The sequence below is a fragment of the Pedobacter sp. MR2016-19 genome, from assembly GCF_014947265.1.
Classification (GTDB): Bacteria; Bacteroidota; Bacteroidia; order Sphingobacteriales; family Sphingobacteriaceae; genus Pedobacter.
In genome coordinates this window covers 65,777-89,640 of record NZ_JADCNK010000013.1, presented here as the reverse complement: position 1 = coordinate 89,640, position 23,864 = coordinate 65,777, and the positions used below count along the sequence as shown (strand labels likewise).

Sequence of the window (23,864 nt, the reverse complement as noted above, 5' to 3'; positions counted from 1 at the left end):
TTTAGTCCTTCTAAATTGCAAAAAACTTAGCTTATAAACGCAATTTTTCGGACTTTAATGATGTAAACTAATTCTAGTATTACAACTCAAAAACCACAAGTAATTTCAGGACGAGACGCCTGGTGGTAAAAAGCTGGCTACATAGTTTGGAATGAATCTGGCGCACACTTTTAATGAAATACCCAATATCTGACAAACCATCTTAAAGGGAAAGTTCTATAAAAGACCCAACTTCACCTTCTCCAGACGATTCAAAATCTATCGGTCGTCGTATGCTTCTTAAAGCACCAAACTAATCCCCTCCCTTCCTTGTCGACTGAAATCCTATAATACCTATGACTCCTACTCCCTGATGCCTAATCGGTATCTCCACCAGGTATTAAAAAACGTGATTCGTCCATAGAATGCCCGTGATTATCACCAAATCTTACTAAATCAAACATGACCTTTGCCCGGGTCAAAACAGCACATTTTTTAAACCTGCCTCAAATGCAAAGCTTAACAATACTTGATTGCCGGGATGAAAATCTGCTATAAATTTTAATTAATAAAATCACAAAAATGAAAATAACAAACCATGCCTGCCTGGGGATGTTGTCTGCCGGACTGATTACTCTAGTTGGTTGTACACAAAAAAACGAGATAAAGCAAAGCACTCTCCCTGCCAAAGTAACGGTAACGACTGTAGCTTCAATCGACAGTCAGCAAATGCTGAGCTATTCGGGAACAATCGAACCAGACAATACCGCTCAGGTCGGTTTTTCTGTAGCCGGAACCGTAAACCGGATCATGGTTAACGAAGGACAGCATGTAGTTAAAGGCCAATTGTTGGCCGGTATTGACGCTACAGAATATACCTACGCGTTATCCATAGCTAAAGCTGGCCTGGAACAGGCCGAAGATCTATACAGAAGGTTAGATGAGCTATATAAGAAAGGCAGCCTTCCGGAAAAGGACTATATGGATATCAAGACCAGACTAGCCCAGGCCAGGGCCAATAAAGGGATAAACGAAAAGCATATTGCCGACAGCAAGCTCTATTCACCTATGAGTGGTATCATCGCAGCAAAAATGATCGAAAACGGGAGCGCTGCCGCACCGGGTGTCGCAGCGTTTACCATTGTCAGGACGGATCAGGTCTATGCGAGGATTGCCGTACCGGAAAGCGAAGTGGGTGCAATGAAAAACGGGATGATCGCCAGGATTACTATCCCGACATTGAACCAGCAGCTCAACGGTACTATCACCATCATCAATCCGCTTGCAGATCCCACATCAAAAACCTTTTCCGTAAAGATAAGGCTTGACAATCCAAAGGGCACATTGTTGCCGGGAATGATTGCTGATATCAGTATCGGCACTTCCCGAAAGACCAACGCTATTACCATTCCAATCGAATCAGTTGTACACGATGCCGACAACCTGGCCTATGTTTTTACAGTGAACGGCCAAAACAGGGCGATCCGCAAACGTATCGGCACAGGGGGATTGTCAGACCGTTCCATTCTGGTGACCAACGGACTTCAGGCCGGCGACCGTATCATCGTGTCAGGTCAGGACAATATCAAAGACGGCCAGAAAGTTGGCCTGTAAAAATTATCGGATACAACAAGTACCTATTCACCAGTGCACATCAATTGTAGCTCATTAAAATGAAGAAAAGAAGAATAAATGTTATCGAGGCAGCTATGCGTTACCCTCAGATAACGTTAGCAATAACAGCAATACTGGTTATGGCAGGCGTCATTGCCCTATTTACCATGCCCCGGAGCGAAGATCCCAGGATTACTGTCCGGCAAGCGCTTGTCATAGCCGCCTACCCTGGAGCAGATGAGATCCAGATGGAGAAAGAAGTTACCAACAAAATAGAACAATATCTTTTTAGTTTCGAAGAAATCCGGAAAAGTAAGACCAAATCGGAAACGAAGGAAGGTCAGGTGATCATTACCGCGGAGTTGAACGACAATGTAAAAGACACTAAGAAGTTCTGGAGCACCCTGCAGCATGGCCTCAACATGAATATGAGGGGCGTACTACCCGAGGGGGTACTTGGCCCCGTGGTCAACAGCGATTTTGGGGATGTGGTAGCCCAGATGATAACCGTTACTGCCCCAGGGCGCTCTTATGCCGATATTGAAAAATATCTTGACCGGCTGGAGGATGGTATCAAAACGATTCCGGCAGTCTCCAAGATCAAACGTTATGGCGGGCAGCGGCAACAGATATACATCACAGTACAGGATGAAAAGTTACGGCAGTATGGTTTTGACCTACATACTATAGCAACGGTTTTACAGGCGCAAAATGTGACCCAGGTTACTGGCGACCTTACCCTGGAAGCGAGCAAGATACCTATTTTTGCAGGCAGTCGTTTCAAAAACGAAACTGCCATCGGCGACCAGATCATATACAGTACACCTGCGGGAATCGTGGTAAGGCTAAAAGATGTGGCCAGGATCGAACGCCGTTATGAGGAACTCAAAAACAAGATCAAAGTTGGCAACAACGATGTGATGATGCTGACTGTGGAAATGCAGCCTGGAAGCAACATCGTGGAACTGGGGAAGCAACTGGAGCAAAAGGTCGCTGAAGTAAGAAGCAACCTTCCTGGTGATGTCAGTGTAAAGACAATTGTGGACCAACCTACGGTGGTCAAAGAACGCCTTGGCCATTTCATGTTGGAGTTTGGTATCGCCATCCTATCCGTGATATTGGTTGTAATGCTGCTGCTGCCACTACGTGTTGCCGCGATCTCCGCCATTGCGGCACCTGTTTCTATAGCGATTACATTTGCTGTGCTTAACATAATTGGCATCGAACTCCACCAGGTCACGCTTGCAGCATTAATTATTGTACTCGGCATGGTCGTAGACGATGCCATCGTGATCGTAGATAATTATATCGAAAAACTTGATGAGGGTGTAGCTTCATGGACAGCTGCCTGGCAAAGTGCTACACAGTTAATGGTACCCGTATTTACAGCCACGGCCGCCATTATCTTTGCTTTTGCCCCGCTAGCAATCTGCCTGCATGGCATGTCGAAAGAATTCATCCAGGCACTGCCTGTTGCCATTGGTGTAGCACTAACCGCGTCATTTTTGGTGGCAATTTTCCTGACTCCTTATCTCTGTTATATCTTTTTGAAAAAGGGACTCAAACACAAGATAAGTGAACGTCCTTTAAAAAAGAATATACTGGATCGTTTACAAGACGGATATAACCAGGCCGTGGAATTCTGTATGCGCTGGCCAAAGAGTACACTTACAGCAGGGGTTCTTTCAGTCTTCCTTGCTTTCTTTATCGGTGGCCATGTACAAACCGAGTTCTTTCCCATCGTAGAAAGGAACCAGTTTAACCTCGAATTATGGATGCAGAATGGAACCAGTGTCCTTGAAACGGAGAAAGCGGTCCAAAAGGTTGAGGCTGCTATAAAGGGAGATAAACGTATCGTGACGACCGCAAGTTTTATTGGCACATCCTCGCCGCGTTTCTATTCGACCTATGCACCGGAACCAGCCAGAGAAAACTATGCGCAGATCTTCATCAATACGGTAAGTGAAGATGCAACTGAAGAGATGATCAAAGAATATCTCAGGAAATTTGAAAACTTCCTGCCGAATGGTTATGTACGCGTACGCCAGTTATCGATCAAAGAACAGCCGGCACCAGTCGAGATACGTATCATCGGTGAGGATTTGGCCGATCAGAAAAAAGTCGCTCTTCAGGTCAAGTCCATCCTATCCAACGCTAAGGGTACAAACTGGATCAGGACAGATTACCAACGTGATTATTTCGGTATCAATGCGCGCATCAAGGAAGACCAGGCTAGCAGGCTCGGTATCAGTAAGGCGCTGATTACCCAAACCCTGGGTGCCGAAATAAACGGTTACCCGGTATCCAGATTATGGGAAGGAGATAAACCGGTCGATATACTACTGCGACTGGATACCAGCAACAGATCGGATTTTGGCTCCCTGGAACAGCTTAGCCTCACGTCCAGATACAATACCAAGATACCACTGAAAGAGGTAGTTGACCTTCAGCCATCCTGGCACACTGGTGCTATTGCTCACCGTAATGGGCTGCGTACCCTTACTGTTTCATCAGAATCACAGATGGGGGTAAAGGCCAGTGCCATTATCGCGTCAATACGTCCTCAAATAGACAAATTGAAGCTGCCCGAAGGCATCAGGATCAGTTATGGTGGTGAAGACGAAGCTTCCCAGGAGAGCGGGCCAGACATGGGCACCTCCCTTATGATCAGTCTGATCATGATCTTTCTGGTGCTATTATTCCAGTTCAAGAGCATGGGCAAAGTACTAATCGTACTTTCTACCTTTCCACTGAGTCTTTTAGGTGCCATGCTGGGACTGTATCTAACGGGCAACTCTATGGGCTTCTTTGCATTCATGGGAATCATCAGCCTGATGGGCATCGTGGTCCGCAACGGTATTATTCTGGTGGATTATACGGATGAGCTCATACTTGAACATGGTTATACGATAAAGGCCGCTGCCTTATCCGCTGCAAAAAGAAGAATGCGCCCAATCTTCCTTACCTCTTCTGCTGCTGCCATTGGCCTTATACCGATGATCGCAAGCCAATCGCCAATGTGGGCACCACTTGGAAGTGTGCTGGCTGTCGGTGTGATCGTTTCTATGGTCATGACGCTTTTCATTGTCCCGGTGCTTTATTATAAATTCATCAAACCGGTCAAGGCACACGAAGAAGATGGACAACCTGATGCAGATGAACACATACAGTATAAACCGGCACATCACTAAAAATAATAAAATGAAATTCAAGATAAAGAAAATATTAGCCTATATGCCCCTGCTGTTTATCGGCTTCGTACTCCCGCAAATAACAAGGGCACAGCAGGTTCTGACACTGGAACGCTGCAGGCAGATGGCCCTGGAAAGGAACAATAACATCAAGGCAGCAATGGAAGACATCAATGCTGCAAGGGCGCAAAAGGCACAACAGGATGTTGGTGGCAGGCCCTCCGTGGATGGCTCGATAACCGGTTTTTATTTCGGGAAACCATTAAATACTATTATTCCCGAATATGGGGTAAGCTCTGGCCTGGGGATCACTCAGCCCATCTATGCAGGTGGCAAAGTTAGACTTGGCAAGGAGATTGCAGCAAATGGTGTAGAGATACGGCAGGAGCAGAAAGTTCTTGTTACAACTGAGGTGCTCTTCACCACCGAAAGAGCCTATTGGCTGGTGGTATCTGCCATGGAACGGATCAAACTCGCCCTGCAAACTAAAAAACAATTGGCTGCCCTTTATACCGATCTCAATAACAATTTCACTGCCGGAACTACCTATAAAAATGATGTATTGCAGGCTCAGGTACAACAAAATGCAAATGAGCTTGATATTTCACGTGCAGAGGACAACCTGACCATGGCAAAGCTATACCTGGCACAGGTTACGGGGTTGACAGACAGCACGGATTTTACAGTGTCGGATTTCCTGGACGCGCCAATAAATACTGTAATAGATAATTCCCCGATGCAACAGGCGCCAAGCAATCGTTCGGAAATAAAGATCCTTCAAACGTCGGTATCAACAGCAGAGCTGCAACAAAAAATGTTAGCGGCTGATCTTAGGCCTGGTGTGAGCCTGGCATTGAACGGGATAACAGCATTTGGAAAAAGCGGGATCAATCCCACTAATAAAGATAATTTCATGGCTTCATATTACAGTATGCTTAGCATAAACATACCTGTTTTCGACTGGGGTAGAAAAAGAAAAAAAATACAGGAACAACAGTTCAAAGTTTCCTCACAACGCTATCAGTTAAAGGAACGGGAAGAACAGGTTACTCTTGAAGTACAGCAAGCATTTCTTCAACTTGGCCAGAGTGTAAAACGGATAGGACTTTCTAACCTATCACTAAGCCAGGCAGAGGAAAACCTTAAACTGAGTAATGACCGTTTCAAGGCCGGAACGATCGTAGGCAAGGATGTATTGGAAGCACTAACAATTTGGCAGCAGGCAAAGAGTAACCTGCTTGAAGCAAAGGTTCAATATAAAATTGATGCGGCCGCATACCAGAAAGCAACTGGTTCAATAGAACGTTAACATCAATGTTGTGTAAATAATACGGATGCCATTTAAAACCAAAAGAACGGTCTATACCAGGAAAAGCATTAACAGGAAACAATAAATTATTAGGAGTAAAAATATCACAAAATGGGTATCGTTATATTTAATGGTTCCCTGGAACGAACCTCCAGGCATTTACATTGCCTGGAGGCATAACAGAATGGAAGATTAGGTAGCGCTTTATAGTACCGGGCACCACTACTATTCAGCGCCCTGGCTCCCAATAGAAACAATCTAATTTTGACCGGGTTATTACTGACGGAAAGATCCCCATCATAAAGTATATTTGCGTATTCACAAAATCAGCATTTGTCACAGGCAATTAAGATCAATAGAAATGGCTAAAAACAAGAAGATTCCGACCCATTCGGTCACCGAATCTGTTTCAGGAATGAACATCGTGAAAATTGAACCTGAAGAATCTTTAGTGACACCACACGATATTTCGCTTCCGCACAGACATGGCCATTATTTCTGTATCCTGCTCGAAAGCGGAGAGATGGAATTTCTGATCGATTTCAACAAAGTGACCCTCAAGGCAAATACTTTATTCCTATCTTATCCTGGACAGGTACTTCAGTTCGTGTCAAGAAAAGAGTGTCTGGGATGGGTGCTCTTTTTTGAGCATGCGCTTATTAGTGAAAAAGCCAGGACATTACTCGATCAATTCCTGGCCGAAACGATACCAATGGATCTGTCCACCAGTCAGGCAGCACTAATAAGAAATATGCTTGGTACTATGGATACGGTCTATCATGATGGAAGAACAGATATTTTTAGAAAGCAGACCATACAGGCTTTGCTGATGGCTTATGTTTATCAGATTTCCTCGGTATATGCATTAAAGGAAAACAAGGAACTCATTAAGTATTCACCACGACATATAGAAATTGCCAAAACATTTTGGCAACTGTTACGACGGGATACTGTCATGAAAAAGCCATCCGAATTTGCGTCTGAAATGAACATCACCACTGGTTATCTCAATGATGTAGTAAAAAAAGTGACTGGGTTTTCAGTAACGAATTTAATACATAGCGAGGTGATCAAGGAAGCCCAGAGGCTAATGGTCTATTCGAACCTACCCTTAAAAGAAGTCGCAGACCGATTGGGATTCAACGACTATAGCTATTTTCATCGTGTCTTCAATAAGACATCCAGACAATCTCCGGGTTCCTTTCGGGGGAGCTCCGTTCAATAGATATGCATCGGTATGCTTATTAAGGTTTTCCCATTTAATGTAATTCAAATTATTTCTAAATCAGGTTAACTGGCTTTCCGAAAAACTATCTTTGTGTAGTGATTAAAAAAATGAGTAAAAAGACAACATCCATCCCTATCCATTCTTTGTCCAAAGAATATCAGCAAGATTTTGTTGTTAAACAAGTAACGCCTGAAAATTTAAGTGCCCTTAATGAAACAGAACATGCACACAGGCATGATTATCATATCTTTTCATTAGTAAGGAAAGGAACTTTTCATATTGAAATCGATTTTGAGCGTTATGAAATAAAAGCGCCTGCAGTACTTTACATTCATCCCAGCCAGATTCATCGCATCATAAAGATTGAAAAAGCGGATGTTTTTCTTCTTGGAATAAATAGTGAGAACCTGAATCCCGATTATTTAAGAAAATTGGAACAAGTTATTCTACATGCAAGGTCATTACCGGTAAAATCCGCTATTTATACAATTTTAGACCGAGCCATCATTTTATGTAAAAGTATTTTTGAACGGAAAACAGATAAATTATTTGCTTCCGTACTAAAAGATTGCTGTAATGCTTTTGTAGGTTTGATCGTTTCACAGTATCTGGAGCAAATAGAAAGTACAGACAACCTTTCACGCTATGAGATCCTTACCAAAAAATTTAAACTATTATTGGAACGGGATTTTATCCTGATTAAACAACCCTCGGATTATGCTGACGCCCTGAATATCTCTACATCTTACCTTAATGAATGTGTCCGCAACGCCACAGGGTTACCTGTCTCCCACCATATCTACCAACGCGTCATTTTAGAAGCCAAACGATTGCTGTTTTATTCCGATAAATCAGTTAAAGAAATCGCGACCGAATTGGGTTACGACGATTACCCCTACTTTTGCCGGATTTTTGCCAGGATAACCGGAACAACGGCTTTGGCCTTTCGAAATAAAATAACTCATTAGGGCATAAAGAGCGTTCTGCACGAGATACATTTTTGTGCAAAACCGCCATTCGTCCAATACAAACACCGTTTCGTCTACCTTTGCTATTTATATTCATTCTAAATTTGTAATCAGTTAGAGATTATAAAATTATGATTATAGACGATTCAAAATTTCCGGTTGTTTTTGTGAACTTTCAGCACAGCCACTCAGTAGATGAAGCCCATGGCCACGAGAATGGCATTGCGGCATTTACCAGCCTTTTCGAGCGGAAAAAACCTTTTGTGATGATCAGCACCGGCGAGACACCCAAAGAAAAGCACAAACCTTCAAGGGAGGAAACCAAACAGGTAAATGCCTGGAGGAAAATCCATAAGGAAGAACTCAAATATACAAAGGCGACCATACAGGTAGAGCCGAGCATCGTAAAGCGTATGGGTATGAGACTTTTTTCAAATGTATATGAGAAATTTTGGGGGAATCCACTTCTTTTTGCCGAAACAAAAGAAAAAGCAATTGAAAAGGCCGAACAAATATTAGGGGAAGTTTCTACTGGCAAAACGGAAGCAATATAACTTTTGTTTAAATGGAAAGAGCAGCAAAATGGGCACCCAATGCGATGAAGACTTTTATGATTTCCTAAATGCCAGTGAGGATGATAACGAAGGAATTGAAGATGAAAAATTCACCAACTATACCGAAAAACGACCATGACGGCAGTGGCATCCGAACAGAGCCGATAGACGACGGTATCATTAATACGCCCTCAGATTTTCATGAACCGCACCGGCATGAACATTACATTTGCATACTGGTAGAAAAGGGTTATATAGAGAACTCAGTTGATTTCAGAAAAACCATTATCCGTAAAAACTCGCTCTTTGTTTCCTATCCCGGACAGGTACACCAGTTGGTAAAATCAACGGGTGTTACGGGCTGGGTGCTTGCTATAGATAACAAGCTCGTGGATGATACCGTAAGTTCAATATTGCAACAATCGCTTTCAGAAGTCATCAACCTGGAGCTAGGGCCCGGAGAATCGAGATGGTTTAAAAACATCCTGGAATTAATAGCAGGTACTGCTTCAAAAGACCTGGGTATGGTCATTAATTCCCAGGCACAGGTCACGCTGGCAACTGCTTTTATACAGCAGGTGGCTTTCGTTTACCAGGGAAGGGAACAGCGCTTTACGTTACATCATTCCGCAAATAGCATCTATATTGCCAAAAAGTTTAAACAGGTGTTGAAACAACAATTCAAGGCATTAAAGCGTCCCGGCGACTATGCCGAAATTTTGAACCTTTCGGTAAGCCACCTGAATGACACGGTAAAAGCTGTGACGGGTTTTTCGTTGACCTACCTTATACAGCAGGAAGTGCTACGGGAGGCACAACGGTTATTGTACCATTCCCATTTCAGCGTGAAAGAAATCGCAGTTTCACTGGGATATGAGGACTATAAGTATTTCAACCGCCTGTTCAGCAAGGTTGCCGGGATTTCGCCCGGAGCCTTTCGGAAACAGGAAATAAATAGGGCAAAATAGTAAATATAAAAATCATGAAAGAAACAGCACACAACCACGAGCATAGCCACAGTCACGAACATGGACACGAAGATGACCATCACCATCACGCAGGAGGCATGCATGTACACCCCATTGTTAAGAACATGCGCATTGCTTTACTGCTCAATGTATCATTTACCATCATTGAGTTTGTCGGGGGAATAATGACGAATTCGATGGCTATATTATCTGATGCTATCCACGACCTGGGCGACAGTATTGCCATCGTATGCTCATTGGTGCTGGAAAAGAAATCGACAGGTGGAAGAACCCAACTGTTCACCTACGGAAAAAGACGGCTTTCGGTATTGGCAGCATTTTTTACCTCTCTCATACTGATTGCCGGTTCGGTGGTCATCCTCACACAGGCGATTCCCCGTTTCTTCCATCCGGAAAGCGTAAATACGGGAGGCGTACTGTGGCTGGCGGTAATCGGTGTGATATTCAACGGGCTGGCATTCTTCAGACTGTTCAAAGGCAAGAGCAAATCCGTTAACCAAAGAGCCGTAATGATGCATTTGATGGAAGATGCGCTGGGATGGATTGTTGTACTGGTCGGCGGGTTTATCATGTATTTTACCTCCTGGATGTGGATAGATCCTTTACTGTCTGTAGGCGTGGCTGTCTTTATCCTCTACAATACCCTACGAAACATCATGCAGACAATAAAAATACTGTTGCAGGTAAAACCCGACAATTTTAACGACATGGAAATAAAGGCCGCATTGCTTAAAATACCAGGTATAACCAATATACATGACCTGCACGCCTGGACAATGGACGGCGAGTACAATGTGCTGACTACTCATTTGGTACTGAATAGCGACGCGAATATGGAAGACCTGCGTAAGGTAAGAAATGAGGCATATCATGTACTTTCCCATTTAGAGATACATCATCCCACCCTACAATTTGAATTTGAAGGAGAATCGTGTGCCTTGATACACTGCTAAAAATATATCGCATGAATACAGGGGAAAAAACATTGGCAGAAATGAGGGAAATCCTTGAGGCATATTTAATGAAGAACAACTATCGGAAAACCCCCGAACGTTTTTCAATACTGGAAGCGATCTATTATTTCAACAAACGTTTTGATGCAGAAATACTCTACATCGACATGATAAACAAAAAATACAGGGTAAGTAGGGCAACCATATACAATACACTCGAAATCCTGGTTGCCTGTAACCTGATTGTGGAGTTGCATTTCAACAAAAATATGGCTGAATATGAACATGCGACAAAAAAAGGAGAGCATTGCCACATTGTTTGTCTTGATTGCCATGAGGTAGTGGATATTAATGAGGAGTTTCCCCGCTTAAGTGCCGAAGAAAAACAGGTGCCCCGGTTTGGGTTTGAGATACAACAACAGGTTCTTAATATTTTTGGTAAATGTATGAACCATGCAAATGGCTTCTGCGATAAAAAAAGAAGAGAACTGAAAATGCCTTTGACGTAGTCTGAAATTGCGATTTTTTAACTTTACTACACATCTTTCAGGGCTTTAAGAAGCTCGTATTAGTTCGCTTTACGGTGTTCTATCCCTCCTCGTGCTTTGTTTTCTATAAGAAACAACTGCCATTTGTCCTACTTATCCCGTGATTGGTGAGATTAAAAAAGAAAAGTAGAGCCATACATTTGCACCGTATTTATATTGAGTCTAAATAAACACAAAAGCAGTTGTAAAAACTTTACCATTTCTAATCATCATGTGGAATATACAAAAAATGCAACGTATTATCATCATAGAACGCACAATAGAAAATAGTGTATTTTATCATACTGTCCGGGGGAAAAATTGCGCTAAGAAAATAAACAGCATAATACTGTTCTTTACGCTGTTCATGTTGTTTACAGCAAAATATGCTGTGGCACAAAACAAAACTTCCATTACGGGAAAAATAACCGGCATTTCGGGAGAAGCAGTTTCTGGTATCAACATAAGGATTAAGGGCAATGAGGTAAGAACCCTGTCGAAAGAAGATGGAACTTTTGAGCTGAACAATCTGAAACCCGGCAATTATGAATTCCTGTTCAATGGATTGGGTTATAAGCCACATAGTCAAAAAATAAGCCTTTCGGCCGGACAATCCATAAAAGTAGAGGTAAAACTAGCCGAAATATCTACTGTTCTGGAATCGGTAACCGTAACCGGCATAACGCAGGCTGCAGAAGTGAGGCAACAGGCCTATAACGTGGCCGCCATTGATGCACGCAAACTCCATAATACCACTTATGACTTGAACCAGGCGCTGAACAAAGTTTCCGGCGTAAGAATAAGGGAAAGCGGCGGGCTTGGCTCAGCTTTTAATTTCTCCCTGAACGGTTTTACCGGAAACCAGGTCAAATTTTTTCTGGACGGCATCCCTATGGACAACTTCGGAACATCCCTCCAGATGAACAATATCCCTATCAATATGGCAGACCGGATAGAGGTGTATAAAGGGGTCGTTCCGGTATGGCTGGGTGCCGATGCACTTGGTGGCGCTATTAACATTGTAACTAACCCCAACAAAAGGGATTACCTCGATGTATCCTATTCCTATGGTTCGTTTAACACGCACAAGTCTGCTATTAATGCGGGATATACTGCCAAATCGGGCTTTACCGCGCAGATGAGTGCCTTTCAGAATTATTCAGACAATAATTATAAGGTGGATGTGGACGTAGCCAACCTGACCACCGGGGTTTACACACCCATGCGGGTAAGCCGCTTCCACGATACCTACAGGAATGAGACCGTAATTGCCAACATAGGTGTTGTGGGAAAACGATATGCCGACAAGCTCCTTTTGGGGGTTACCCTTGGCCAAAACAAAGCCGATATACAGACGGGTAACCGGATGTTCGACGTGTATGGTGCGCGGAAACGGAATGGCGATATCATCATGCCCTCCTTAAAATACCTTAAAAACAACCTTTTCATAAAAGACCTTAACCTGAGCCTCAACGCAAATTACAATCTTGGCCATGAACAATTGGTGGATACCGTTTTTAAGCAATATAACTGGCTGGGGGAATCCAGAGATAAGTCTACAGACCCCAATGCAGTTGGAGGCGAACTCAGACGAACTTTGTACAAGTATAAAAATAACAATGCCAATGTTACCGCCAACCTTGGCTATAAGTTTTTAGATAAACATTCCTTAGCACTGAATAACACCTTTTTAGGCTTCAACCGAAAAGGAAAGGACGAGCTGGACCCGGACAATAAACTGAACATGCAGCCGAGAGAAAACTTTAAAAACATTTTTGGCCTGGGCTACCGTTACGACATGAATGAACGCTTCAATGCTTCCGTATTCCTGAAAAATTACAACCAATCCACAACCGCATTCCAAAGCTATACACCACCTAATGCGCCCTGGGGTACGCTCCCCACTTACACCGAACAACAAAAATCAGTAAATAAAACCGGCTATGGCGCAGCGGCTTCCTATTTTTTGAATACCGGCTTACAGGCTAAAGCTTCTTACGAAAAGACTTACCGTTTGCCCGAAAACGATGAGCTATTCGGTAATCCGACCATAGACCGGATTGAAAACTTTTCACTTCGCCCGGAAAGTTCTGAAAATGCGAACCTGGGGCTGGCCTATCAGTTTATACCTGTTAAAGAGCATAAGCTCCATATAGAGTCCAATTTCATTTATCGCAACTCTAAGGATTTTATCCGGCCAAACCTGACCTCTGTAGGTGGTGTTGCCATGATACAGATGCTCAACCAACAGGATGTAAGGACAACGGGAATTGATGGAGAAATCCGGTACACGTTTAAGGATGCCCTGGTTGTGGGGGTGAACATGACCTGGCAGAACATCCGTAACCAGACAAAATATGAAGCCAATGAAACACAGGTCAGCCAGATATACAAGGACAGGATACCCAATATGCCCTATCTCTATGGAAATGCGAATGCGCAATATTCCATCAAAGGGCTGGGAAGTGCCACCAATGTGCTGAATATTGGTTACAACCTGACGTATGTGCATGAGTATTACCTAAACTGGCCCAGCCAGGGGTCAACCGGCAGCAAGCTGAATATTCCTGAACAATTCCAGCACGATGTTAATGCTGTATATAGCATAAAAGACGGACGGTATAATATTGGCCTGGAATGCAGAAACCTCTTTGATGCAAAAATCTACGACAATTTTAGCCTGCAAAAACCGGGCAGGTCATTCAATATCAAGTTGCGGTATTTTATTGCCGGAAATCAAAAATAACGAAAGCATTTTATTAATTTTTTTAATCCATAAACATCAAATAATATGAATAGATTTAATTTTCTCCTGCTTGCAGGATTATTCCTTGGCCTTGCTATGACCGGGTGCAGTAAAAATGATGACAACACTTCACCAGGTCCCGAACCGGTTGGCAATGCTAAATATGTACTCGCCGTAACAACAACTGCCGGAGGCGCCACCACTTATCTGCTCACTGCTGATCATCTTTCAAAGGGTACCACCTCAACGACCGGCAATGGTACAGAGACAGACGACTACGGTTATATTGTCCAAAACAACACGCTGTTCGGCCAGGTTTACGGGTTTAGCAATCAGGGGCCGTTAACAGCTTTTAATTTTAATAATCAGGGACATATTGTACAGGGAACCACCCTCAACATGATGACAACCCATGCCATGGCAACTGTTAATAACGACGATATATTGTTTGCAAATATACCCAGAGATATTAACAGCCCAACGGCTACCTTTACGGTAGTCAATGCAGTAAAGCCCCAGATAAAAAGTACAGGCAGCGTAAACCTGACAACAGTAGCAAACAATGGTGAACTGGCTTACTTTACTCATTTAGTACAAATTGGCAATAAAATATATGCTCCTTTTATGAGCATTAAAGGAACTACCGACAATACTTTTGGTTCCAATTACCTTGACAATAGCTGGGTTGCCGTGTTCAGCTATCCTTCCATGGTGCTTGAAAAGGTCTTCAAGGATAACCGCACAAGTTACATTGGTTCTTACTCTGGACAGAATGGGCTTAACAAGATTGACAATGGCGAGGTCTATGCCTTTTCCACCGCAGTAACAGGTTCTACCAAACATTCAGCCGGACTGAAAATAAATACCAATTCGCAAGAGTTTGACCAGAGTTATTTCTTCGATATAGAAACAGCTTCTGGTGGCCATAAATACGCCAGGAGTACTTACGTAGGCGGTACTCGTTTCCTTGCTGAAATGTATGCTGAAGCAGGAGCATCAACAGGTACGGTAAAGCTCGCTATATTGGATGTGGCCGCAAAAACGGTAACCTGGGTTGCCAATTCGCCAATTTATACGCCATCCCTTTTCTCTACACCCACTTACGTAGAAGGTGACAAGAATACCGTTAATATCCCGATAAAAGACGCAACCGGACAGGTCGCTATCTATCAGGTTAACGGTTCCAACGCTACAATAACAAAAGGACTTGTGGTAAATGGCGCAGCGGATATTTATGCCATTAATAAACTTACCTATTAGGGTGTAAATTATATGCAGCAGATGAAAAAAGTATCCAGGACAGTAAGTTTGGCCTGGTTAGCTTTTTTTTAGGGTTGTATTTTTTCCATTGCAAAAACGAAAACGGGGGAGAAAGAATTGCACACCCGGCAGTTACAGGGGAAGTCCCATAAAGCCTAGCCCATCGTGTTACCGGATTTTGGTGCATTGGAAACGGTCAAAAATAAAAGGGAAATGCAGGCAAGGAGATTTTCTCATTTTCTATAAAGAATGGATAACTAAAATGAGCAATTATTTTATTACAAAAAGGGGAATTAGCATGGGCAGCAACGAAAACGGCTTAATAGAACTAGTATATACCATTCATGCGTATGGTGTTTTCTATATCGGCAAAGAAAGAAGCGGAAATAAAAGGTGTCGCACTTTTTAGCGCCATTTCTAAAATAAGCTATTAAAAGTTATTCATTGAAGTAAACAGATCACATTGAAAAAAAAGATAGATACTATACGGTGGGCAAAACACCAAAAAAGGTGGTTTGGTAAATGGCATACCTACCTGGGGATTATCGCAGGTATTGTCGTGTCATTTATCGCTGCAACCGGGTCTTTACTGGTATTTCAGGATGAGATAGACCGTGCCTTAAATCCTGGCCTCTTCCGCACTCTGGAAGGAAAGCCAAAGCTGGCTTTCCATGAGGTTTTTGATATAATGAAACGTAGCTACCCTGCGAGGCAAATTTCCAGTATCAGTCTAAGTGAAAAAGATGACCTGTGTGATGCCTATATCGTTATGCTTTCTGCTAAGGGGAAACCCGGTGAGGCGATTGAAGCTTTTATCGATCCATATAACGGGAAGCTATGCGGTAAAAGAATTTATCGGAGTTCCTTTGTGAAGATACTAAATGAGCTGCATGCGAACCTGATGCTTTCCTTACCTGGAAAAATCATTGTCGGACTCTCTACATTAGTGCTGCTTATACTGACTATTTCAGGTCTACGGCTCTGGATTCCTCAAAAATGGAAACAGCTTAAATCGGTGCTAACCGTCAGTTTTAAAAGCAGTTGGAAAAGGCAAAATTACGACTGGCACAATGCCATAGGATTTTATACCGCACCATTTGTAATTGTACTGTGTTTGACCGGGTTTTGCATGAACCTGGGTATTTTAGGGGCACCCGTACTGATGAAAGTGAGCGGCGAGGACCTGGGCGTTATAAAAAAGCTCATCCAAACCAAATCTCACTACATCAAAGGAATCGCACCGTTGCCGCTTAAGGATATACTTTATCGTGCAACTAAAGAAATGCCAGATGCACGGGTAATCTCAGTATTTCTTCCCACTGACTCAGCAGGTTCATTTGCCCTCCAGATGCATGCCAGAAGTAAGATTGGATGGGCTAAAAGAGATGCCGTACTGATTGATCAGTATTCGGGAAAAATACTTTTCAATAGCCGAAAGGATTTCCAGCAAATAGGCAAAGCCTATCTGGGATGGGTACAACCCCTTCATTATGGCAATTTCGGTGGTATGCCAACCAAGATATTCGCTTTTGTGGGTGGACTCTCGCCGTTACTTTTAATGATCTCCGGCCTGATAATTTGGTGGCCGAGGTATAATAAACAAAAGCCTAAGAATTTTTCAGGAACAACTACCGGCCCGCTTAAGGAATCAGTGCATAGAGAAGTTCCTACAATAAAATCCTACAGACAAACATGGTTTAAGGCAAGCAAACAGGGTGGTGGGTACGGTTTATGGATTGCGCTAATCAGCCTGGTTACCGGAGCGATATACGGCCTGCCCTCCAAAGTGATTATCGAACCTGCCTTATTAACATTTTACCTGGTAACCAGCATTGTAATGCTGAATTTTGCAGTGGCTTTAATTACGTTGATACTGGTATTGTCGGCGAAAGGAATAGTGTCGTTTCGCTCCAGGCTTGACATATTTGGATCAGTAAGGTACTTTGCATTGTCGCTCTCAATTTCAGTAGTATGCTTATCGCTGTTCTTTGTTCTGTATAAATGTGGCATTACTGAATTTTAAGATTATTCTCCAATGTGGTAACACTTCACCTCAAGCTTTCGGAAAACCATATTAAATAATGCAATGAACTTTAAATGGCTTGAAAATTTTTTAGCCTCGGTTTGCATGACAACTACTTGCGCTGGCTAAGGATTGGAATATTAAGATATTATCCCAGCGGGATTACAACAAAGACTATCAAAACGTATAAACCCCTGCAATCGCACGATTAGCAGTGGTTTATACTTTTAGGGAATTACCAAAATTCGCACGAATTCACAAAAATTGGTGAGTGATTCGGTGTTAAGGCAAAACGGGTATGGAGTTGAAAGCGGCCAGGCTATTTCGTTTTTTCATTCCATCGTTGATTATTTTAAAAGACGAAGTAGCATCATGTGTGTGAATAATTTAACACTAAATGATAATAAAAATGTTATTCAATAAAACACAAGTAATTATGGGAAAGCAATTCATTATTGTCTGTTTAGTTTTAACTGGTATAGTTAACACTGCCCAGGCACAGGAAAACTTACAAATAGCATGGCCGGGTGAGTACAAATGGAAAATAGGTTCTGACCAAAAAAGTGGAAATACGCGTATGGTTGAACTGTTAGCTGGAAATGAGTCTTTTAAAAACTGGACCATCATCGGCACCATGCTGTCGTTGATGGGGTCTACATCCGTTTCGGTAGAACAGGCCATGAACGCAACCTATAACCGAACCCTAAAAAACGCTCCTAAGGCAAAGCTCAAAATGATTGAAAAGGGAACCAAATCGGGTTCACCCTGGATATTGTTCCGCATCGAGTCGCCAAAGTTCAACAATAGCGCCATCCCAGAGTCGCAACTCTATTACATCATTCAGGGTAAAAGTGCTTTATACTCCAATTTCGTAGCTGTGAAGCAACCATCACTGAGCGTGCTGTTCGTAGAAAAATGGGCCAAGGTTTTTAAAAATAGTATGCTGGTGAGTAAATAATGGAGACTGCAAATTTATCACCTTGTGGATGGCATTTCCTTCGTAGGATCAATACAGCTCATAGGTTATAAACCAGTTTTATCGATTTTATGACCAAATCGTCCTGGTTTTGCTTTCACATCTCCATCTATCCATTCTGACTGGACATAAAATTGACCATGATCTTTGATTAAAATAAATTCGGGATTCATGCTTTTACCTGTTTGATAGCCAGATACATTTTTAAGATGAGTTAAAATTAGCTTAGAACCCTTTGCTGTAGCGCTTAACTCATCAAAAAACGCCATTTGGAAACCGTTTCCTTCCGCAGTAATCTTTTTGTTTGTGATCCTGATGTCTAATTCCCAGCCTGCGTTTTGCCCGGCGATATCGCCGTAACTGAAATAGGCAGAATATTTGCCGACCCAGGTTGATGGAATTGCCGCATCGGTAGACTCAGCTTTTTGTTCAGATGGCTGTTCGGCGTTATGATCGCTGTAACTTGTCGCAAAAAATGAACTTGCAGGAGCCTGAATTGCATCCTGACTCACCGTTTTTTCCCTGCAGCTGCTCAATATGATCAAACTTGCTGCGCTGATTAAAAATACCCTCTTCATGAATTTAAAACAGATTAAGTCCAAAAATGATTTAATTAATTTTCCACTACCTCAACGTTCTCAATAAAGGCTGTCGACCTATTCTTTTAAAAAACCTGTACCTACCCTATTTAACCGTATAGAAAGTGCTGTTTTACTTTTTGTGGTTAATCAAATCCATCATAATCAACCCCTCACTGGCGATCGCCATACTACAAAATCTACTGAAAGGCCGAAGCAAAACCATGGAAATATTTTCAATTCCAAAAAAACTTTAACCAGCAACTAAACCGTTTTAAAATTTTATCCTTTTCCTTGCCTTTTTAATGATGATTACGAACTACAACTCAAACATTTATACCATGTCGCTGTTATCCTATCAATCTTATATAAACGAAATCATTATGAAAAACAAAATTACCCATTTAGCACTTAGCGCATTGTTGCTTGGCTCCGTATCATTTGCATCGGCACAAATTAAATTAAATTCCAAAGGTATTGGTGCACTTGAAAAGGGCGTAAAGGCAGCAACTTTCTCAGATGCAGACGCATCGAGGCTTGCTAAAGAAGCAGTGGGTTACATGGATACGCACAATACTGTAGCGTCGGAAAAAGATCCATATACCATTAGACTTAAAAAAATATTCGCCAAACACAAGAATGAAGGTGGATTGGCGCTCAATTTTAAAGTGTATAAAGTAAAAGATATCAATGCTTTCGCATGTGCAGATGGTAGTGTGCGCGTATTTTCATCATTGATGGATATCATGACCGACGACGAATTGTTAGGAATTATCGGTCACGAAATTGGACATGTTGCCAATAAAGATTCTCGTGATGCAGTGAAAAGTGCTTATAAAAGAGAAGCAATGATGGATGCAGCAGCCTCGCAATCCGGCGCAATTAACAGCTTATCAGAAAGTCAGTTAGGAAGTTTTGCTACCGCGATTTTAGATAGCAAATATAGCCGTAAACAAGAAAGTGAAGCCGATGAGTATGCATACAATTTCATGAAGAAACACAACTATAAAGTAACAGCCCTGGCCAGTGCCTTTAATAAGTTTGCTGAAATGGAAAGTTCTTCAGGTACCAAAAAGAGCAATTCAGAAAAGATGCTAAGCTCACATCCAGATAGCGCCGACCGTGCTGCGAAAGTGCTTGCAAGAGCGAAAAAAGATGGTTTAGCAGGATAGATACAGTAATAAGTCGTGTTTTTTAGTTACGCACTTTAAAATTCTGCTAATTAAAAAATACTTCTGCTTATAATGACATTTATGTAAACAACTGATATTCAGTATTATTTTTTTTGACCATATAAGACATTTAAGGACCATATAAGCTTATATTTCTTATACGGTGTGAAAGCCTATAGGATTATTTAATGAATTAGCTGTTCTTAGGTGTCTAAGGTGGTTAATTAAACAGCGTAGTCTTTAATTCTACGACCACCTTAGACATCTTAGCTCAATGAGTTTTACAGGATGCAAAATCTTAAACCTAATAAGTTAGAAAGCGCATACAGGATGTCATTCCTATTTTTTTCATGCCACAGACCTGATGGGTACTCTTAATGGCAATTTAAAGCTGGCAAACCTAAGGTTTGCCAGCTTTTTTTCTAGTGATCCCAAAACTCATCCTATTACGCCGCTGCGAATTGTTATATAGCTGATTGATCCGCACTCGCTTTCATTGCAGCTGGGATATGCACTATAAGTTGGCAGCAGCTGTTTATTTTTGTTTACACTGCCACACTTCGGGCATTGGACTGCTTTGATATCTTTAGCCATTTGATGGCTAATGAATACACGTATGATGGCGTTCTAAAACTTTCAAACTAAACATATTGAGAAATGGCACAGTTACTTCCACCACTGTCGTTTTTCTTCAGTTATAGCCGCTTTACTGGCCGGGCGATTATCATTAGAGATTGCGCTTACATAATTCTGCCAGCCATACTTTTCATATTGTGGCGGAACCGTGATGCCATCAATATCGCTAAACGGAGAATCATAGATGGTAATATCACCGAATTGCAGCTTTTGCGATTGTTTACTGCCATTTGCGATCCAATTGCCGCTGAACTGATTGTTGCCATAACCATCGCTCCCAAAATCCAATGTATCGTAAAGAAGTTGATTTTTAGCATTCAAACAAAAATTTGTGGTCAGATTCCCAGCTATGGTTCCACTTCCAGGTATTTTACTATCTTCATTGATTGTTAAATTACAAATCATCTGGCCACGCTTATAGCCTTTATAGGTTTCGGGTGCGTAGGCATTTCCGGATTTGTAAATACCAGCCTGCAAAATTTTGATCGTGCCGGTAAATGGTCTAACCTGGGTACCTACCCTTGTTTTTCCCTGCACCTTGTACTGATAAGGATTACCAGCGTCTTTGATTACTGAAGTATAATGGATATAAAACCGTTGATAGTTTTTTCCAATAATCCCCAATGGTTGAGGGAAGGGTTCATATTTGTTCAGGCTAAGCAGCAAAAGTTTATCACTCTGCCATAAAGCTGATAAATTGTAGACCTTAATGTTAGGATAAAAGTTGGTAGTGCCGGCTGGTTGTGCATGTGTTCCGCTGATAAAAAGCAGCGTAGCTATTGTACATAGTAGCGTATAACGCATGGCTTGATTGATCATCTTCATTTTAGCTGGTTTATTCTTTATAAATATCAAATTTTTGAAACGGAACTTTGCCAAAGTTTTTAACGGTTTTAACTGTAGTTTTCACCTCTTCATGACTAATGGCCTGAAATCGCTCCCCACCATCTTTATGAAGGAACCAGTTTTTATCTGCTGGCGAATATTTGAAGGTCACAATGCGGGTCCATCGCCAGCCACTGCCGCCATAATGTTCTACGGAAAAATAACCATTCTTGATGGTTACTCCCATAAACGGATCGCCCATTTGTCCGCCGCAGTCGAAACAATATACAGCATTATCGCTTCGGGCAGCAATTTTATAGGTTTTATTTGCCTGGCCAATCATCAGTAGAAGTGGTCGTTTCTCAGGATGAGAGATCACATCTGATGTTTTTTCTTCGCCTTTTTTGTAAAGTATCAATACCGCGTCAGGATATGCATCGCCGTTTAAATCGCCCGTAGAAAGGTCGAGAGCTTCGTATCCTCGTGGGATAAAAGATTTTAAACTAGCCGGAACGTCAACCTTCATTTTAGGAGGAGGCTGCCCTATAGCTTGTGAACTCACGAAAATAAGTAATAGTAAAGAAAAGTAATAATTTCGCGTCGCCGGTATCAGGTTATTGTACATAAACGAATAAACAAATTATATTCGAAATGTTTGGTATGGAATCGCAATAAAACAAGCTGTAATGAAAATTAATTCCCAATTGGAAAAATAAGTCCTCCACAGTTAATCTTTGTTAAGATGGATGCGCTCTTACTTTCGGCTTCCCCCCCGCGTGACCACCATTGACAGCCAAAATTCAGGTGCCGAATGGAAATTTCCACAGATTGGCTCTGTAGGTATCTTTAATACCATTTGTAAATAATTCAAGTCATTTCCGCGCTAAAACGTTCGGGGAACAAAATCTGATGATCGTGAACAAATAAGAAACAAATTTATGCAAAGAAGCACAAAAAGGGAAAATTTGAGTGCAAAGAAAAACCACTTAAAATATTTGTTTTAAGTGGTTTAGAGGCTATCAAGAGAATGCCAGTTGCTGTGTGCTAGATTTTCCCGCCCTTTTTCAAACCAGCCAGGATTATACTGGAATAATTAGTGTCTCCTACTATAGGCAGATCTATTGTACAAGCACTGAAGTCCTTGCTCCACTTAACTACAGGTTGCCCTGTTCTGTTAAGCGTATTAATAGTTATCGCAACTTTTTTCGCAATCGGCCTCCATCCTAACGCAACCCCAACGCCTCTTTCAGGATTCAGGAATTCTCCTATAGTGGTTAAAGTGGTCATGCTGAGTTCGTAGCTATTATCTGTTAATTTGACACCTTTTGCATTTAATGTGATATGAAATTTGCCCGCGATTTTGGAAATTTCTTTGGCACATGCAGCTTTTTGTTCAGCTGTTGTGTTTACGGATGTTTTTTCTGCAGAGTTTAATATATCAGTGCCATAAACTTTATCAAAATACTTGCCTAAGTATGAACTTAAATAAGAAAAAGTTGAAATGTCAAAAGAACGCTTATCAGCCATAATTCTGGTAAACATTTCCGATGGGCCATTAATGGTGACGCTTTCCTCTATAACCTTAGCCCTTGACCAATTATATTTTTCCTCTAGTGTTTGGACAATATCGGCAGTTGTCTGTGCCTTTGTATAAAAAGGCGTGGCTAAGCAAAAAATAGCGCAAAATAGAAATAATTTCATTTGTTTAATTTTTAATAGATGGTGATTTGATAAATAGTATGGAAGCTGGAGAAATTAACTTTAAATGAGTTTAATGACTCAAATTAATTTAATCTCTATTCCGGTTGTAAGTTCAATTATTGCTAATGATTTATTAATGGTATATTAAATTCCATTTAAACGTATTCATTGTTTGTTGAAGTTCGAATAAATCATAGATGGTTTAACAACAGTCTTTATTCATAATAGTTTTATAAGCTAGTGATAAATAAATCGTAGTTTGAAATCAGCTGAAGAATGATTGGTAGAATTCGTTCCTTAAAATCATCAGATCGGATTATAAAGTACTGAATGCCTTGAAATTAACTAAGGATGATTTAGATTTTAACGAATGCAATGGAGAAACTGCATTAATAATTGCAATAAATAATAATAATATAGCAATGGTACAGTACCTGATAAAAATAGATGTAGATAAAAACAAAACAGAAACTTTTGATTGCGGTGATGTCATTTATTACGGTAAATTGCCCATTGAAATTGCGAAGGCCAATAATTTGGAAGAAATAGTGGAAGTACTGAAGTAAAAAGTAGTGCTGTAAAACTTGTTTTCTACATCATACATTTTTGCGTTAGGGATAGAAACGATATCCTTT

The 23,864-nt window shown here is 41.5% G+C and carries 19 protein-coding genes; 15 read left to right on the top strand and 4 right to left on the bottom strand.

Translation table 11 applies throughout. The features are described 5' to 3' along the window. Positions 1-561 precede the first annotated feature (561 nt). From IM793_RS16735 to IM793_RS16675, 13 genes are all read left to right on the top strand, one after another. On the top strand, positions 562-1,593 hold the full coding sequence (locus IM793_RS16735; protein ID WP_193423292.1) for an efflux RND transporter periplasmic adaptor subunit: 1,032 nt from the start codon (positions 562-564) through the stop codon (positions 1,591-1,593). 59 nt (positions 1,594-1,652) lie between these two features. After that, the gene (locus IM793_RS16730; RefSeq protein WP_193423290.1) at positions 1,653-4,784 is read left to right on the top strand and encodes an efflux RND transporter permease subunit; all 3,132 of its coding nucleotides are present in this window, start codon (positions 1,653-1,655) and stop codon (positions 4,782-4,784) included. 10 nt (positions 4,785-4,794) lie between these two features. Continuing rightward, the gene (locus IM793_RS16725) at positions 4,795-6,093 is read left to right on the top strand and encodes a TolC family protein (protein ID WP_193423289.1); all 1,299 of its coding nucleotides are present in this window, start codon (positions 4,795-4,797) and stop codon (positions 6,091-6,093) included. Between the two features lie 361 nt (positions 6,094-6,454). Continuing rightward, positions 6,455-7,318: an AraC family transcriptional regulator gene (locus IM793_RS16720; RefSeq protein ID WP_193423287.1), complete on the top strand. Its 864-nt coding sequence runs from the start codon at positions 6,455-6,457 to the stop codon at positions 7,316-7,318. A gap of 110 nt (positions 7,319-7,428) precedes the next feature. Continuing rightward, on the top strand, positions 7,429-8,289 hold the full coding sequence (locus tag IM793_RS16715) for a helix-turn-helix transcriptional regulator (protein WP_193423285.1): 861 nt from the start codon (positions 7,429-7,431) through the stop codon (positions 8,287-8,289). Between the two features lie 131 nt (positions 8,290-8,420). After that, positions 8,421-8,843 (top strand): hypothetical protein, encoded by a 423-nt coding sequence (locus IM793_RS16710; protein ID WP_193423283.1) that lies wholly within the window; start codon positions 8,421-8,423, stop codon positions 8,841-8,843. Between the two features lie 80 nt (positions 8,844-8,923). Continuing rightward, complete coding sequence (locus IM793_RS16705; RefSeq protein WP_193423281.1) at positions 8,924-9,811, top strand: AraC family transcriptional regulator; 888 nt, start codon at positions 8,924-8,926, stop codon at positions 9,809-9,811. Between the two features lie 98 nt (positions 9,812-9,909). Further along, positions 9,910-10,785, top strand: a complete 876-nt coding sequence (locus IM793_RS16700) for a cation diffusion facilitator family transporter (protein WP_193423279.1) — start codon at positions 9,910-9,912, stop codon at positions 10,783-10,785. Positions 10,786-10,796: 11 nt separating this feature from the next. After that, positions 10,797-11,294: a Fur family transcriptional regulator gene (locus tag IM793_RS16695; protein WP_193423278.1), complete on the top strand. Its 498-nt coding sequence runs from the start codon at positions 10,797-10,799 to the stop codon at positions 11,292-11,294. A 268-nt stretch (positions 11,295-11,562) separates the two neighbouring features. Further along, a complete protein-coding gene (locus tag IM793_RS16690; protein WP_193423276.1) occupies positions 11,563-14,058 on the top strand; it encodes a TonB-dependent receptor in 2,496 nt (831 codons plus the stop codon). 45 nt (positions 14,059-14,103) lie between these two features. Next, the gene (locus IM793_RS16685; RefSeq protein WP_193423274.1) at positions 14,104-15,318 is read left to right on the top strand and encodes a DUF4374 domain-containing protein; all 1,215 of its coding nucleotides are present in this window, start codon (positions 14,104-14,106) and stop codon (positions 15,316-15,318) included. Between the two features lie 463 nt (positions 15,319-15,781). Beyond that, positions 15,782-17,341, top strand: a complete 1,560-nt coding sequence (locus tag IM793_RS16680; RefSeq protein ID WP_193423272.1) for a PepSY domain-containing protein — start codon at positions 15,782-15,784, stop codon at positions 17,339-17,341. A gap of 436 nt (positions 17,342-17,777) precedes the next feature. Continuing rightward, the gene (locus IM793_RS16675) at positions 17,778-18,299 is read left to right on the top strand and encodes a hypothetical protein (RefSeq protein WP_193423269.1); all 522 of its coding nucleotides are present in this window, start codon (positions 17,778-17,780) and stop codon (positions 18,297-18,299) included. A gap of 65 nt (positions 18,300-18,364) precedes the next feature. Here IM793_RS16675 and IM793_RS16670 read toward each other — a convergent pair whose 3' ends face one another. Continuing rightward, positions 18,365-18,895, bottom strand: coding sequence for a hypothetical protein (locus tag IM793_RS16670; protein WP_193423267.1), 531 nt, complete (start codon positions 18,893-18,895; stop codon positions 18,365-18,367). Between the two features lie 383 nt (positions 18,896-19,278). Between IM793_RS16670 and IM793_RS16665 the strand changes: the two genes are divergently transcribed. Beyond that, positions 19,279-20,067 (top strand): M48 family metalloprotease, encoded by a 789-nt coding sequence (locus tag IM793_RS16665; RefSeq protein WP_132397111.1) that lies wholly within the window; start codon positions 19,279-19,281, stop codon positions 20,065-20,067. A 666-nt stretch (positions 20,068-20,733) separates the two neighbouring features. On the opposite strand, the gene IM793_RS16660 is transcribed toward IM793_RS16665, so the two are convergent. The 3 genes from IM793_RS16660 to IM793_RS16650 form a co-directional block, all read right to left on the bottom strand. After that, positions 20,734-21,528 (bottom strand): hypothetical protein, encoded by a 795-nt coding sequence (locus IM793_RS16660; protein WP_193423265.1) that lies wholly within the window; start codon positions 21,526-21,528, stop codon positions 20,734-20,736. 10 nt (positions 21,529-21,538) lie between these two features. Next, entirely contained in the window at positions 21,539-22,054 is a 516-nt protein-coding gene (locus IM793_RS16655) for a hypothetical protein (protein ID WP_193423263.1), read from the bottom strand. Positions 22,055-22,572: 518 nt separating this feature from the next. After that, entirely contained in the window at positions 22,573-23,229 is a 657-nt protein-coding gene (locus IM793_RS16650; protein ID WP_193423261.1) for a hypothetical protein, read from the bottom strand. Positions 23,230-23,531: 302 nt separating this feature from the next. Between IM793_RS16650 and IM793_RS16645 the strand changes: the two genes are divergently transcribed. Continuing rightward, a complete protein-coding gene (locus IM793_RS16645) occupies positions 23,532-23,795 on the top strand; it encodes an ankyrin repeat domain-containing protein (protein ID WP_370629804.1) in 264 nt (87 codons plus the stop codon). The last annotated feature ends 69 nt before the right edge of the window (positions 23,796-23,864 follow it).

Excerpts from the sequence above, each read along its gene's own strand:
- IM793_RS16735 (WP_193423292.1), top strand. The coding sequence starts at position 562 with ATGAAAATAACAAACCATGCCTGCCTGGGGATGTTGTCTGCCGGACTG.
- IM793_RS16730 (WP_193423290.1), top strand. The coding sequence starts at position 1,653 with ATGAAGAAAAGAAGAATAAATGTTATCGAGGCAGCTATGCGTTACCCT.
- IM793_RS16725 (WP_193423289.1), top strand. The coding sequence starts at position 4,795 with ATGAAATTCAAGATAAAGAAAATATTAGCCTATATGCCCCTGCTGTTT.
- IM793_RS16720 (WP_193423287.1), top strand. The coding sequence starts at position 6,455 with ATGGCTAAAAACAAGAAGATTCCGACCCATTCGGTCACCGAATCTGTT.
- IM793_RS16715 (WP_193423285.1), top strand. The coding sequence starts at position 7,429 with ATGAGTAAAAAGACAACATCCATCCCTATCCATTCTTTGTCCAAAGAA.
- IM793_RS16710 (WP_193423283.1), top strand. The coding sequence starts at position 8,421 with ATGATTATAGACGATTCAAAATTTCCGGTTGTTTTTGTGAACTTTCAG.
- IM793_RS16705 (WP_193423281.1), top strand. The coding sequence starts at position 8,924 with ATGATAACGAAGGAATTGAAGATGAAAAATTCACCAACTATACCGAAA.
- IM793_RS16700 (WP_193423279.1), top strand. The coding sequence starts at position 9,910 with ATGCATGTACACCCCATTGTTAAGAACATGCGCATTGCTTTACTGCTC.
- IM793_RS16695 (WP_193423278.1), top strand. The coding sequence starts at position 10,797 with ATGAATACAGGGGAAAAAACATTGGCAGAAATGAGGGAAATCCTTGAG.
- IM793_RS16690 (WP_193423276.1), top strand. The coding sequence starts at position 11,563 with ATGCAACGTATTATCATCATAGAACGCACAATAGAAAATAGTGTATTT.
- IM793_RS16685 (WP_193423274.1), top strand. The coding sequence starts at position 14,104 with ATGAATAGATTTAATTTTCTCCTGCTTGCAGGATTATTCCTTGGCCTT.
- IM793_RS16675 (WP_193423269.1), top strand. The coding sequence starts at position 17,778 with ATGGGAAAGCAATTCATTATTGTCTGTTTAGTTTTAACTGGTATAGTT.
- IM793_RS16670 (WP_193423267.1), bottom strand. The coding sequence starts at position 18,895 with ATGAAGAGGGTATTTTTAATCAGCGCAGCAAGTTTGATCATATTGAGC.
- IM793_RS16665 (WP_132397111.1), top strand. The coding sequence starts at position 19,279 with ATGAAAAACAAAATTACCCATTTAGCACTTAGCGCATTGTTGCTTGGC.
- IM793_RS16660 (WP_193423265.1), bottom strand. The coding sequence starts at position 21,528 with ATGAAGATGATCAATCAAGCCATGCGTTATACGCTACTATGTACAATA.
- IM793_RS16655 (WP_193423263.1), bottom strand. The coding sequence starts at position 22,054 with ATGAAGGTTGACGTTCCGGCTAGTTTAAAATCTTTTATCCCACGAGGA.
- IM793_RS16650 (WP_193423261.1), bottom strand. The coding sequence starts at position 23,229 with ATGAAATTATTTCTATTTTGCGCTATTTTTTGCTTAGCCACGCCTTTT.